General features: G+C 56.2%; 9 protein-coding genes. All 9 read right to left on the bottom strand.

What is annotated here, in order from left to right:
- Positions 1-23: 23 nt before the first annotated feature.
- The 9 genes from K1558_RS28015 to iolC all read right to left on the bottom strand — a co-directional run bounded on the left by K1558_RS28015 (position 24) and on the right by iolC (position 13,611).
- Positions 24-968 (bottom strand): sugar phosphate isomerase/epimerase family protein, encoded by a 945-nt coding sequence (locus K1558_RS28015; RefSeq protein WP_238655270.1) that lies wholly within the window; start codon positions 966-968, stop codon positions 24-26.
- A gap of 42 nt (positions 969-1,010) precedes the next feature.
- Complete coding sequence (locus tag K1558_RS28010; protein WP_238655269.1) at positions 1,011-1,883, bottom strand: carbohydrate ABC transporter permease; 873 nt, start codon at positions 1,881-1,883, stop codon at positions 1,011-1,013.
- Between the two features lie 25 nt (positions 1,884-1,908).
- On the bottom strand, positions 1,909-2,811 hold the full coding sequence (locus tag K1558_RS28005) for an ABC transporter permease (RefSeq protein ID WP_238655268.1): 903 nt from the start codon (positions 2,809-2,811) through the stop codon (positions 1,909-1,911).
- A gap of 75 nt (positions 2,812-2,886) precedes the next feature.
- Positions 2,887-4,500, bottom strand: a complete 1,614-nt coding sequence (locus K1558_RS28000) for an extracellular solute-binding protein (RefSeq protein WP_238655267.1) — start codon at positions 4,498-4,500, stop codon at positions 2,887-2,889.
- A gap of 382 nt (positions 4,501-4,882) precedes the next feature.
- On the bottom strand, positions 4,883-7,150 hold the full coding sequence (locus tag K1558_RS27995) for a helix-turn-helix domain-containing protein (RefSeq protein WP_238655266.1): 2,268 nt from the start codon (positions 7,148-7,150) through the stop codon (positions 4,883-4,885).
- A gap of 919 nt (positions 7,151-8,069) precedes the next feature.
- A complete protein-coding gene (iolE, locus tag K1558_RS27990) occupies positions 8,070-8,966 on the bottom strand; it encodes a myo-inosose-2 dehydratase (RefSeq protein ID WP_238655329.1) in 897 nt (298 codons plus the stop codon).
- Between the two features lie 107 nt (positions 8,967-9,073).
- Positions 9,074-11,068, bottom strand: coding sequence for a 3D-(3,5/4)-trihydroxycyclohexane-1,2-dione acylhydrolase (decyclizing) (iolD, locus tag K1558_RS27985; RefSeq protein ID WP_238655265.1), 1,995 nt, complete (start codon positions 11,066-11,068; stop codon positions 9,074-9,076).
- 23 nt (positions 11,069-11,091) lie between these two features.
- Entirely contained in the window at positions 11,092-12,552 is a 1,461-nt protein-coding gene (locus K1558_RS27980; protein ID WP_238655264.1) for a CoA-acylating methylmalonate-semialdehyde dehydrogenase, read from the bottom strand.
- A 48-nt stretch (positions 12,553-12,600) separates the two neighbouring features.
- A complete protein-coding gene (iolC, locus tag K1558_RS27975; protein ID WP_238655263.1) occupies positions 12,601-13,611 on the bottom strand; it encodes a 5-dehydro-2-deoxygluconokinase in 1,011 nt (336 codons plus the stop codon).
- Between the last annotated feature and the right edge of the window lie 459 nt (positions 13,612-14,070).

Genomic DNA, 14,070 nt, shown 5'->3' with positions numbered 1-14,070 from the left:
CCTTACGGCTCTCTCATCCATTACTATTTCCGGCCGGCCAGCTTCGCCGTAAGCAGGCGGTGGCTCTCCTGAATCTCTTCCGGGCGGCAAGCCGCCTTCAGCTCATATACCTTGACCTGCGCACGTTCAATCATCGGCAGATAGGCATCATAGAAGTCAGGATCTCCGCTGTTCACATAAGGACACCAGTGATCGTCGAGACCGATCGTCTCATGGATGTGAACGCCGACAATATCATCCATCAGGCCATCCATCCCGCCAATGCTGTCGTACAGTCCCAGGCGGTCCATCATAATGGCATGGCCGGTATCAAACCAGATGCCGACCGGCGCTCCCTTAAGCGCCTGAATAATCGTCTTCGCCTCAGCCAGTGTTGGAATCTGCTGCGGCTTCGAGCGGGTCTCGATGCCGAAGCGGATATTCAGCCCCTTGGATACCGCGCGGTTGCAGACGGTATCCAGGCTCTGGATGATTGTCTGTACATACCCGGCGCTGCGCGCTTCTCTGCGCTCCATCAGCTCCGCCCATTTGCTGCGGTAGGCCGCTGATTCCTTGCCCTGTGTATTGTAGAGCTGCTCCAGTTCCCCGGAGATATCATACGTGAACGGCACCTCGCCCGGATGCACCACTACGGCTTCCCCGCCGTAGCGCTGTGCATACTCCGCCGAGCGGACCAGCAGGTCTACCGCCCGCTTGCGCTTCTCCTTATCCTCGAAGCCGAGCAGCACGGAGTCTGTGCCGTAGTCGCGGTCCGGTACATGGGGAAACGTATTATGCACGCTGGATATGCCGATCTCTCCCCGTTCAATCATCGGCTCGATCGTAACCAGCATTTCCTCCGTCACATTATAATTCAGCTCTACCCTGCGGAAGCCCAGCTCCCGGATCTCATTAAGCAGTCCATCACCTGTTGTATGACGTCTCATATTCCAGCAGGTGGAGAAGGAGAATTCTCCCTTATCCTCCATTACAGCCTCTCCTCTCATCGCTCCAAAGTAGTGGGTACACCATCAGCCTTTTACAGCTCCTAGCATAACACCGCTGACGAAATATTTCTGCAGCCAAGGATAAACGACCAGAATCGGCACGGTTGCGAAGACGACCGTAGCAGCCTTGAGGCTCTCCGGCGGCAGCTTGGCACGGGCTGCACCCTCCAGATTAGTCAGCTCAGTAATCATATTGTTCTGGACCATCTGGAACAGCTTCAGCTGAAGCGGATACAGGTCGGGATTATTGATGTACATCAGGGAATCCTGGAATCCGTTCCAGCGTCCGACCGCATAGAAGAGCGCCAGCGTAGCCATCACCGGCATGGACAGCGGCAGTACAATGCTCATCAGCGTGCGGAAATGCGAGCTGCCGTCAATCTCAGCCGACTCCTCCAGGCTCGGCGGGATGTTGCGGAAGAAGGAGATCAGGATAATCAGGTTGAACGGGCTGACCAGCCCGGGCAGAATCAGCGACCAGACCGTATCGATCATGCGCAGATCTCGGATCAGCAGATACTCGGGAATAATCCCGCCGCTGAAGAACATGGTGATGATAATGACGTACATGAACAGCTTGCGGCCCTTCAGCTTGCTTTTGGTCAGCGGATAAGCAGCAGCGATGGTGAAGAGCATACAGAGCACCGTGGTGGCGATGGTCAGGATAATCGTGAAGATCAGTGAACGGATCATCGCATTGTCGGTGAAGACCTGCACATATGCCTTCCAGTTCAGTTCAATCGGAAAAATCGTTACTTCCCCGGAGGTAATCGCCCGCGTGGAGCTGAGGGACACCGCAATGACGTGTACAAACGGAGCCAGACAGAACAGCACGAACAAGGCTACAAAGATAATATTAACGGTATCGAAGATCCGGTTAGAGGTACGTTCACTCATCGTACTCCGCCTCCTTTCATCATGATTATAGAATGCCGTCGCCGGTCACTTTTTTCGAGATATAGTTGGAGCCCAGGATGAATACCAGCCCGACCACCGCCTGGAACAATCCAACCACAGTTGCCAGCGTATATTGTCCAGACTCCAGACCGATGCGGTAGACGAAGGTACTGAGTACATCCGAATATTCGCGCACCGCTGTATTGCCGATCACGTATGGACGGTCGAAGCCGATGCTGACCATTTTGCCCAGATTGAGAATCAGCAGGGTGACAATAGTAGGTTTGATGCTGGGAAGCGTGATGTAGCGGATCTTCTTCATCCGGGTGGCGCCGTCCACCTCAGCCGCCTCGAACAGCTCGCGGTTAACACCAGTGAGCGCAGCCAGATAGAGAATGGTTCCCCAGCCGGCACTTTGCCAGACACCCGTGAACAGGTAGGTAATCAGCCACGGACCTTTCTCCGTCAGGAACGGAATCGGATTCAGCCCCATGCTCTCCAGCAGGCCGTTGACCATACCGGATTGGTTGCCGAACAATTGATAGACAATTCCCCCGATGATGACCCAGGAGATGAAGTGGGGGATGTAGAGAAGGGTTTGCGATATTTTTTTGAACCAGACCGACTTGATCTCATAGAGCATAATAGCCAGAATAATCGGGGCCGGGAAGGATACCAGCAAATCCAGGAAATTAAGCATAAATGTATTGCGCAGACTGCTGTAGAACTCCTTCATGCCGAAGACCTCACGGAACGCATCGAAGCCAATCCACTCACTGCCGTTAATCCCCTGGAACAGGTTGAAGTCTTTAAAAGCAATCTGCACCCCGTACATCGGGCCGTAGCGGAAAATCAGGAAATATATAATGGGCAGCGACAGCAGCGCGTACAGTTGCCAGTACCGTCTGATATAGGACGCTTTGCTCAAGGTTACTCTCCTCCTAAGGGGAAAAACCGGGCAGAGCAGCGTGGCGCTCCCCCCGGTTCTCACTTTGTATTGTTGTTACTTCGCTGCCGGAAGCTCGGCAAGCCCTTGCTCCAGCTCTGCCTTCAGCTTGTCTCCGCCCAGAGACATGTAATCCTTCATTTCCTGCTCGAATGTGCTGTCGAATTGCTCCGGCTTCGCCATCGCGGTCTTCACGATGATCACTTTAAGCTTGTCGCTGAGTGTAGTGCCGTATTTCGATTCAGCTTCAATCGGCTTGCCGAAGACGATAGGACCCACAGTATCCGTATTGGCAATGTCAATCGACTGCTTCAGCGCCTCCTGGTTGGCCGCAGGGAAGCCCAGAATCCAGGCTTTCTCATTCATCGCCTGATCGCCGAGGTTCTTGCCGTTGGAGATAATCGCAGTATCCCCGGATGTGAACAGACGGTCCTGGAACTCCTGGGACACATTCTCCTTAACAACCGGGATGCCGTCCACCATATCGTAGTTCTCGCCTTCAACGCCGTTGTAGATATCAATCAGATTGTTGCCGGTTGCCATCCAGTCGAGGTATTTCACCGCTTCTACCGCACGTTTGCTGCTCTTAGGAATCATGATGTACATGCCGTTCGAGGCATAGCGGGATTTGATATATTTATTGTCCACCTTGGCATTGGTGAGGACATCCGCCGGCAGCAGCTTGCTGCCCGGTACATTCTTGTAGAGATTCTCCAGCGTACCATCGGCATAGAACAGACTATCCACATCCTCGGAGAAGAAGCCGACGTTGCCGTTCTGAATATCCTTGGACACCTGGGCTTTGTCTTCATCCAAGCTGAAGTCCTTGCTGATCAGCCCTTCATTGTAGAGCTTGTTCAGGAACTGGGCCGCATCCTTGAAGCCCTCATGCAGCGGCAGCTCGTAGGACTGGCTGTAGGTGAGGTCGCCGCTGACCGGCTTGATGAAGGAGTAGATCAGGGTCTCTAATTGAGCAGAGCCGAGCGACATGCCCATCGGGATGTTTTTGCTGCCGAGGCCGCCCGGGTCCTTCTCCTTAAACGCTTTCAAAGTAGTGTACAGCTCATCCGTATTCTTCGGCACCGGCAGACCCAGCTTATCCAGCCAGTCCTGACGGATATATGAAGCGTAGCGCCCTGTAATCGCCCGTTTGCCCGGAATCGCGAACTGCTTGCCGTCGAGCTGGCCGAAGGCCATCGTCTCATCGCCGATGAATTTCTTCAGCGTCTGGCCGTGCTCATCCAGTAAGGCACCGACATCGGTCAGCCCGCCCTGCTGGGCGTAACGGTAGAAGACACTGGAATCATAAGTGAAGACAATATCCGGCACATCCGTATTGCTGGCCATTAGCACGTTCAGCTTGGTCACTTCCTCCGAGCGCTGCACCGGGACGAATTCTACATTAATATTATTCGGATCACCGAAATTCTTCTGAATCATCTGGGACATGAAGTTATTCGTAATGGTATATTGCTTCGGCGTTTTACCGCGGTCGAAAATCTCTACCTTCAAGGTGACGCGTTCGGCGTTCTTCCCAGCTTCTGCTGATCCTCCGGCTGCGCTGTTCTTCCCGTCTGAGGAGCAGCCGGCCAGCAGCGCCGCACCCATTACTGTGGTTAAGCCGATTGCCATTGCTTTCTTTAGAACTCCCTGTTTCGCGTTCGTTGTCATTGTTCCATCTCCTTCGCCTGTGTGCAGGCTATAATGGTGACTTCATGATACCCCCGAGCTTCCTGTGCCCGTACCTTTTACAGCGTCCCGGTTCATGTATGCGCCTTCATGGTTGCGCCGGCCTCGGTGTTCAAGGCGGCTTGTTGTTCCGGGATGACCACAGTATTCCATACGATCCGGGACGCTGACAATAAACCTGTTTCGGATGGGGAAACCGCCCTGAATTCGGACATCCGGTTTATCGGACCAACCATTTTCGTGTTATAAACCGCTTTCATATCAGCAAAAAACGAGGCCGCAGCGCTCTTCGCAGCCCTTAATTACGGGCAGCGGCGAACGATACGGCCTGATAAACTGAATTCCTGCAGCGGTGCTGTTTCGTCTAATCCTGCGCTTCTAGTTTGGCGGCGGCCTCGCGGCGTTTCGCGGCCCGGTAATCGCCCGGCGTGATCCCGGCAATCCGCTTGAACACCCTGCCGAACGAAATCGCATTCGCATAGCCTACCTGAAGCGCGATATCCTGCAGCGGACCATCCGATTCCTCGAGCAGTTGCTGCGCTTCCTTCATCCGCAGGTCGGTGAGGAAATCCACGAACTTCATTTTGAACTCGGTCTTGAACAGGTAGCTGGCATATTTGCCGGAGATCTGGAAGCGGTCACTCAGATGCTTCAGCGACAGATCGGGATTGGTGAAATTCTCTTCGATATAATCCTTCATCTCGTTGACCATGGCCCGGTAGCTTTTGGTCTCGCTGGCAGAAACATAGGTGCGGAACAGATCGGTGACATATTCAAACAGAATCGTCTTCACCTCTTGAATCGATTCCGCCTCCTCCAGCTGCTTCAGCCGGACCTCAGCTTTCTCCGCCGACAGCTCGTCCTGCAGCTGCTCGGACATCACAGCCACCTCCCGGCTCAGCATCTGCAGCATGGCCTGGATTAAGGAATGTATCTCTTCATCCTTCAGGAAATCCTGCTCGAACACGGCAAAGATCTGCTCGAGCTGCTCCCGCCATTGACTGCTGGAGGTGCGGAACAGCTTCACGAATTCAGCGATCATCTGGAGATATTTGTACGTCTCCAGCAGCGGCTGGCGGGCCTCACGGGATTCCGCCCAGGTGATATCCTCATGGATCAGCAGCTTATGCTGCATGACATATTCGGCGGCAGCATAGGATTCGCGGATCTTTCCCGGCCCGGCTGCGGCCGAACCGATGCCGAAGCTCAGCGAGATCCGCAGATTCTGCTCGACCCAGGAGCGGCAGTCCTCCGCGAAGCTGCGGATCTTAGCTTCCATCTCCTTATCGCTGCCGGTAGCCAGGAATAGAATCGCCGCCCGCTCGGTTCCCACCCATTCAGCCCAGGCCTGCAGCTCCGCATTCCGCGCTAACTCCTGGAACACATTCATCAGTGCGAACTTGAGCGTATTCTGGTCTCCCCGGGTATAGCGGTCCTCGAATACCTGCTCATAACGGTTAATCTCCGCCAGCATCACCATGAAGCGGGAAGAGGCATTCGCTCCGTTCAGCGGGGACAGCTCCTCCAGCCGCCGGGTCGCCTGATCCAGCCGCTCGCTGTGCAGCAGGTCGGTGAACAGCTTGCTGCGCTGCAGCAGGAGGTTCTCCCGCGTTTTTTTATCATAATCGGTCATGTGGTTGATCAGATCTTCGAGTACGCCGTCAATCAGCATCATCTCGTCCGGCCGGTCAGTGGACTGGTCCAGCTTGCGGATCTGGTGGCCTTCAATGCGGTTCATGATCACCTGGATCGGCTTGTAATTGCGCCGCGTCACATAGACCAGATACAGAATTGCACAAACCACCGTCCCAATAGCAATCGCCACCCAGAGATAGGAGATGACCGACACCCAGCCGAACAGGTTCCCGCCCTTGATTCCGCTCTCGAATGTCCAGCCGTTCCTCTCCAGATGCAGCGTATTCAGCAGCTTGCCGTGGGCAGCGCCGTCCGTATCGGAATGCGCCTGGTACACTGTGTTGCCCTTGCTGTCCAGAATGGTCATGAACGAGAGCTGCTGGTTGACCATGCTGTCGATGAGCTGCTCCAGAGCGCTCATTTTGATATTGATCACGAGCATACCGCCTGAGCCGAAGGGCAGCGGCATCGCTTTATTGGTCGTCAGCACACGGATCGGTGTCCGCTGGAAGAGGTCCGAACGGTAATCTCTCACAGGCTGCCAGCCTTCCGGCACCGTTCCGGACGCGGTCATTGCCTTAATCCAGGCCTCATCGGTGAAGCCCTCCAGCTCCTTCCGCCCCGTATCCGTTAAAACGCTTCCATTCACACGGTCATACAAATATACCGATTGAATATAGGAGGATTCCTGAATCAGATTGCGCAGACTCTGTGCCACCGCATAGACCGTCGCCTGGTCCGGCTGGCTCTGCGTATTGAAATAACGCTTGTAGACCTCGCTCCGTTCCACCGCCTCCAGCACGGACAGCTCGGCCTCCTTGATCGTGCGGTCCACACTATCCCGTACATAGCTGGCCGAGATGCGGTCCGCCTTCTTCGTCTCCATCCGGGAGATGTCGTTGATGAATACAAATGAAGCAAAGATGAGGATCGTCACCGTCAGCAGAAAAATAGGGAAATAGGACAGCAGCAACCGGCGATACCAGGTACGCAACAATAGACATCCTCCTCACAACCGTTATGATCCAGGGCCGCGGTCCGGCGGCTTGATGCTCCGCAGGGCGGTAAACCGGTGGAATGGTGAACCGCAGGGCGGGCTGCGGGGTATTGCAGGTGTAGCGCTTACAGGTGCGATGAAATGCAGATGCGGCTAAGCGCAAGTACAGCCCCGTCCGAATTGCTGCCATTATAGCATATGTGCTTCTCCTCCAGCGAACCAGATAAAGTCAATCACCTGCGCGCTTCTCCCCACTCCCCCGCACGTGCCAATGCGCGCTTGGGATAGACGATTCGCCCTCTCATTCCCGCGTTCCGCCTACCTCCAGCTAACTCTGAGGTATTTATCCCTTTGATCCCCAGTATCCCGCCCTCCTTCGCGGAACCCAGCACCTCCATAGCGCAGCATTGTTGCATTTTCTGCAGGAATTTTCTAACTTAGTTACTGGCTGTGGCGTATTGTTGCAGTATTTGCAGGAATTCTGACGTATAGAGTAACTAAGGGCTGGCATTGTTGTATTCTGTGCAGGATTTCCGTACAGCCCGCTCACATGTAGCAACATTGTTGTAATTTGTGCAGGATTTTTTATATTTTTTCGGCATCCCGCTTACTTCAGGCACACTCTGAGGGATTCCCTCTCTCATTACGGCGTTTCGGCTACTCTTGAGCTCCCGACTCACCCTTGTCGGTCGAATACAGGTGCACTAATGCACCTCACATACCCGCCAGTCACGTATCCGCAGGCTTCAATTGCAAACATTGCAAATTAAATCCTACACACGCACAAAATCACCCCGCAGGGTGAAGTGCCTTTCTCTACTCTAACGATCTGCGAAATGTTCCTCTCTAAGTAACCACTCCCCAACAATACCAGCAAGCCCAAGGACAGCTGTCCTTGGACTCATAGACTACAACTAGACTACAATCCGCTAATCTCCCGGATATAACGGCGCGCCTTGATCGCATACTCCAGCGGGTCGGCCAGCGCGGGGTCCTGCTCGGCTTCGACGACGAACCAGCCCGTATACGGGGAAGCGGCCAGCTCGGCAAAAATCTCCCCGAACCCAATACAGCCATCGCCCGGAACGGTGAAGGCTCCGGCTTTTACCGCCTGCAGGAAGCTTAGTCCCTCCGCCTTCACCCGCTTGACCACCTCGGGCCGGATGTCCTTCAGATGGACATGCCTGATCCGCGGCAGATGCTCACGAAGCACGTCCAGCGGATTCTCACCCGAGAAGGCCAAGTGGCCGGTATCGTAGAGCAGCGACACCTCGCCGGGGTCCGTCAGCTCCATTAACCGGGTAATTTCCGCTGCGGTCTGCACGCCCGTACCCATATGGTGGTGATACACCAGCGTCATATCCTTCTCCGCCGCCAGCCGCCCTAGTCCGCCCAGCCCCTTTGCGAGCGTGGCCCATTCGCTATCGGTAAACACCGGCTTGTGCGCGAACAGCGGCGTATCCATCTGCCCCTGAATGCTCCGGCCCTGCTCGGACACCACTATCACCTTGGCGCCCATCTCGTGCAGGAAGTCGCGGTGCTTCCTGAATGCTTCAGCCGTCTCTTCATACGGCCGCACCGTCAGGTATGCGCTGAACCACGCGCTGGCAATCCGCAAGCCGCGCAGCGCAAGCGCCCGGTGCAGCACCTCCGGGGAGCGCGGATACTTGTTGCCCACCTCGCTGCCGGTATACCCGGCAAGCGCCATCTCGCTGATACACTGCTCGAACGTATTGCCGCCTCCCAGCTCAGGCATATCATCATTCGTCCAGGCGATCGGAGCAATCGCCAGCTGGACGGCATTGTCTCGGAACATGCTCATGTTCTACCCCTTCCACAATCCCAAGTATGGCAGAATCCTTCTTATACTGTGCGAGGCCTCTGCCCTGCTTCGCGCATATTAAGCGCACATACAGCGCCCGCTCAGTAGCTCCGGGCCTTCTCCAATCCGCTTCGCTTCCGGTTATACGCCTCCTGTACCGCTTCAAGGCCGGACACTTCCGCTACTCCGACATTCCACCAGGCGCCATAGCCGTGGGTCATCGTCTTCGGCAGCACCTTAATGTCGATCAGCGTGGAGCGTTCCGACTGGCGGGCCGCTGCCAGGGCCGTCCGAAGCTCTTCAACTGTCGAAGCGCGGAAGGTCTGAACCCCATAACCGGCCGCGCTCGCTGCATAGTCGATCCGCATCAGGTCACCGCTAAGCTGGCCGTCTGGTCCGCGATAACGGAATTCCGTGCCCATGCTGTCCATCCCCTGCTCCATCTGCAGGTTATTGATACAGCCAAACCCGGCATTGTCCAGCAGCAGAACATTGATCTTACGGTTCTCCTGTAAGCTGGTGACCAGCTCGGAATGCAGCATCTGATAGCTGCCGTCCCCGACCAGCGCGTAGACCTCACGTTCCGGCTCAGCCAGCTTGATGCCCAGGGCACCGGCAATCTCATACCCCATACACGAGAAACCGTACTCCATATGGTAGGTATCCGGCACCTCCGAGTTCCACATCCGCTGCATGTCTCCCGGAAGACTGCCCGCCGCTCCGATGACAATTGCATCCTGCGGAATAACTTCATTAATGATCCCCAGCACCTGCGTCTGGGTCAGCGAAGTGCCCAGCACCTCTGCATATTCCGGGAGCTTCTCATCGAGATGTCCGGCGACCTCGGGAATGAACTCTCCGGCCAACCGATCCAATCCACTCTCCTCTGATGCGCCGCCCGCTTGCTCCTTCATTCCGGCACCCACCGGATACTCAACACCAGCCAACCGTTCCCTCTCCATAGCCCACGACTGCTTAGCCTCCGCAATATCGGTCCCGTACTCAGAGCGATATCCCCGTTCCTCCAACGCTGCGGCCAGCGCATTCAGGCCTTCGGCCGCATCGCAGACCACCGCCAGCGCGTCCAGCTTGGCCGCATGATATGGCGAAGCATTCAGCGTCAGGAATTCCACCTCAGGATGAGCGAACAGACTCTTCGAAGCGGTGGTGAAGTCCGTAAACCGGGTGCCGACGCCAATCACCAGATCCGCCTCCTGTGCCAGCGCATTCGCGCAGCCGTTTCCGGTCACGCCGATGCCGCCGAGATTGTACTCGAAGCTGCTTGGGACGGCGCTTTTGCCGGCCTGGGTCTCTCCGAACGGAATGGCGAATCTCTCGGCAAAAGACCGCAGCGCCGCTCCCGCATCCCCGTACCGCACACCCCCGCCGCAGATCAGCAGTGGCCGCTGCTTCCCGGTGATCAGCTCAGCGGCAGCCGTAATTTCCTGCGGGTGCGGCAGTCGTGGGATGACCCGGTGAATCCGCTTACGGAAGAAGTCAGCCGGATAGTCCCATGCTTCGCCCTGCACATCCTGCGGCAGCGCAATCGTCACCGCTCCGGTATCCCCCGGATCAGTCAGCACCCGCATCGCGTTCAGCATCGCTGACATCAGCTGCTCCGGCCGGGTCACCCGGTCCCAGTATTTGCTGACTGCCTTGAAGGCGTCATTGACCGTGATGGACAGGTTATGCGTATGCTCCATCTGCTGGAGCACGGGGTCCGGCTGCCGGGTGGCAAAAGTATCCCCCGGCAGCAGCAGCACCGGAAGCTGATTCGCCGTCGCCGTGGCGGCAGCCGTCAGCATATTGGCCGATCCCGGCCCGACCGAAGCGGTACAGGCCATAATCTTCCGCCTGCGGCTCTGCTTGGCGAACGCTGCCGCTGCATGGACCATTCCCTGCTCATTGCGCCCCTGATACACGGTCAGTTCACCCGGTGCCTCCTGCAGCGCCTGCCCCAGACCGAGTACATTGCCATGCCCGAACACGGTGAATACCCCGTGCACGAAGCGTTCCGGACCACCGCCGAAATCGACGTATTGCTGATCCAGAAATTGAACGAGCGCCTGCGCGGTTGTTAATCGGATACGTTCCACTTCATGTCCTCCCTTCACCTTGTTTACTGCCAGCGGGCAGTGACGACTTTTTTGCGCGTATAGAATTCTACCCCGTCACTTCCATTGGCATGAAGATCGCCATAGAACGAATCCTTCCAGCCCGAGAACGGGAAGAACGCCATCGGCGCGGGCACCCCTACATTGACACCCAGCATCCCGGACTCGATATGTTCGCGGAAGTAACGAACCTTGCCGCCATCATTCGTAAAGATACAAGCCCCGTTCGCAAACCGCGAGCGATTGGCAATCTCCACGGCCTCGGCCACATCCTTCACCCGGATTACTGAAAGCACCGGCGCAAAAATCTCCTCCTGCCAGATCTTCATCTCCTCCGTCACCCCTTCAAACACCGTCGGCCCGATGAAATATCCCGCTCCCTGCACGGCAGCATCCTCCCGTCCATCCCGGAGCAGCTTCGCGCCTTCGGCGATACCCTGTTCGATGTAGCTGATCGTCCGCTCTTTATGCCCTTGACGGATTACCGGCCCGAGGAATGTATCCTCCTCCAGACCGTTCCCAATCGTCATGCTGTTGCATTCCCGCAGCAGGATGGAGATCAGCTCGTCGGCCACTTCCTCCTGCACCGTTACTACCGAGCAGGCCATGCAGCGTTCCCCGGCAGAGCCGAAGGCCGCATTCACAATCTGGGAGGCTGAGGCCGCAAGGTTGGCGTCCGCCAGCACGATCGAGTGGTTTTTTGCTCCTGCCAGCGCCTGGACACGCTTGAGGTGGGCTGTTCCTTTTTGGTAGACATATTCCGCCACCGGCTGTGATCCGACAAAAGAAATCGCCTTCACCTCCGGGTGCTCCAGCAGTCCGTTCACCACCTCATGCGCGCCGTTCACCACATTCAGCACACCACCCGGCAGTCCGGCCTCCTCCAGCAGTTCCGCGAGGCGGGCCGCCAGCAGCGGTGTCCGCTCCGAGGGCTTCAGCACAAAGGTATTGCCGCAGGCAATCGCCAGCGGGAACATCCAGCACGGCACCATCATCGGGAAATTGAACGGGGTAATCCCGCCGACCACCCCAATCGGATAACGGTACATCCCTGACTCGATGCCCGTCGCAATATCCGGCAGCTGCCGGCCCATCATCAGCGTCGGAGCGCCTGCCGCGAATTCTACACATTCAATGCCGCGCTGGACCTCGCCGTAGGCTTCTTTGAAGCTTTTGCCGTTCTCCATCGTGATGATCTTCGCAAGCGGTTCCCAATTCTCCACCAGCAGCTGCTGATACCGGAACAGAATCCGTGCCCTGCGCGGCACCGGTGTGCCCGACCATCCCGCAAAAGCCTCCTTAGCCGCCGCCACCGCCCGGTCCACATCCGCTCTGCTGGACAGAGGCACTCTGGCCAGCTCCTCACCCGTAGCCGGATTCATAACCGTCTCCGTCTGCGCCGTCTCTGCTGCGACCCACTGCCCGCCGATATAATTTTTCAGTACTTGTGTGGCTTGCTCTGCCATGTTGTCCACTCCTTCGGTTCTATATATTAAGCTGCTGCTTATGTTTGCTTATTGTGCTCCCGCTGTGATCTCCTCGTTGGTGCGCAGGAATTCCTCCAGTTTCTCCAGAGTTGGCATAGCATCGGAGCAGCTGTGGCGGGAGATGACAATGGATGCTGATGCGCTTCCGCGCCGCATGGCCTCGCTGACACTGTGCCCGCTCATCAGACTGTGGATGAAGGCCGAAGCATACGAATCGCCCGCACCGAACGTCTTGAGGACCTTAGCCGGAAAAATCCCGCTCCGGTGGCTCTGCCCATCCGCTGTATAGCCGATCGACCCGCTGCCGCCGTGCTTGATGACTACCAGCTCTGCCTGATGCGCAAACCAGCGCGCTGCCGTTGCCTGATCATCCGCGCCAGCCAGATTGTATAGATTCTCCATCATATCGAATTCTTCGCGCGTGCCGATGATGCAGTGGCTTTTCTCGGCTGCGAGGTTATAGTAGACCGCTGTCTCAGCGGCTGATGTCCAGGTATACGGTCGGTAATCGAGATCGAAGAACACGGTCACGTTATGCTTGCGGGCGAATTCCAGCGCCAGGAATACCGCTTCGCGGGATGGGCTCTGGGCCAGCGCCGTGCCGGAGATGAGCAGTGCCTTGGAGCTTGCGATGTACGCCTCTGAGATCTCTTCCGTGTTCAGCAGCAGATCGGCCACATGGTCGCGGTACATCAGGATGCTGCACTCCTGCGGGCTCTTAATTTCGGTAAAAGCCAGCCCCGTCACCGCACCCGTCCGGTCCACGCAGACCTGGCTGTCGTCGATGCCGTCCTTCTGCAGGTAGCTGCGGATGAACCGGCCCATCTGGTCATCGGCCAGCTTGCCGATGAAGCCGGTACGCATGCCGAGCCGCGCTGCCCCGATGATAATATTGGCCGGTGAGCCGCCGACATATTTGGTGAAGGTCATCGTCTCCTCCATCGGCCGCCCGGTCTCATTGGCGTTCAGATCAATACACAGCCGGCCTACGGCAATCAGATCCAGCCGCCGGTCAGGGTCGAACTGTAAACCGTTCATAGTAATGCCTCCTTGATCATGCTAGGGAAAGGGTAGTTGAATGAATCGTAAGTAATAAATTGTGAGCAATGAGTTGTGATTAAGGATCAGAGAATAAAGAGTTTAGAATATTGATTAAATAAATCAGTGATTGAGTGATTGAGTACAATAATAATGGTCTAGAATTTGCTCTTGGAATTGCTAGTGAAAGCATTGGATGCTGATTACTGTACTTATTTGTCGGGGGAGGGTAAGCGCTTAACCTTAATTTTCTTCTCCAGTATAGTTTAGAAGTGTGCTTTTGGCAATCCTTATTTTGAAAGCGATCTCAACATGCCGTCCACTTGCCTTCGCCTCACTCAATGTGTGATCTGTTTTTCGCATACATCCGGACCGCTCGCCTCCACCACGCTGAATCTGGTCGGTTTTCCGACTACATTTGCTCCACGCGCCCACGCAGTGCCGAATCTGGTCGGTTTT

Source organism: Paenibacillus piscarius (genome assembly GCF_022234545.1).
GTDB lineage: Bacteria > Bacillota > Bacilli > Paenibacillales > Paenibacillaceae > Paenibacillus_AQ > Paenibacillus_AQ piscarius.
This window is presented reverse-complemented; position numbering and strand designations above follow the sequence as displayed.

Coding starts and splice junctions, on each gene's coding strand:
- K1558_RS28015 (WP_238655270.1), bottom strand. CDS start 968: ATGGAGGATAAGGGAGAATTCTCCTTCTCCACCTGCTGGAATATGAGA.
- K1558_RS28010 (WP_238655269.1), bottom strand. CDS start 1,883: ATGAGTGAACGTACCTCTAACCGGATCTTCGATACCGTTAATATTATC.
- K1558_RS28000 (WP_238655267.1), bottom strand. CDS start 4,500: ATGACAACGAACGCGAAACAGGGAGTTCTAAAGAAAGCAATGGCAATC.
- iolE (WP_238655329.1), bottom strand. CDS start 8,966: ATGTTCCGAGACAATGCCGTCCAGCTGGCGATTGCTCCGATCGCCTGG.
- K1558_RS27980 (WP_238655264.1), bottom strand. CDS start 12,552: ATGGCAGAGCAAGCCACACAAGTACTGAAAAATTATATCGGCGGGCAG.
- iolC (WP_238655263.1), bottom strand. CDS start 13,611: ATGAACGGTTTACAGTTCGACCCTGACCGGCGGCTGGATCTGATTGCC.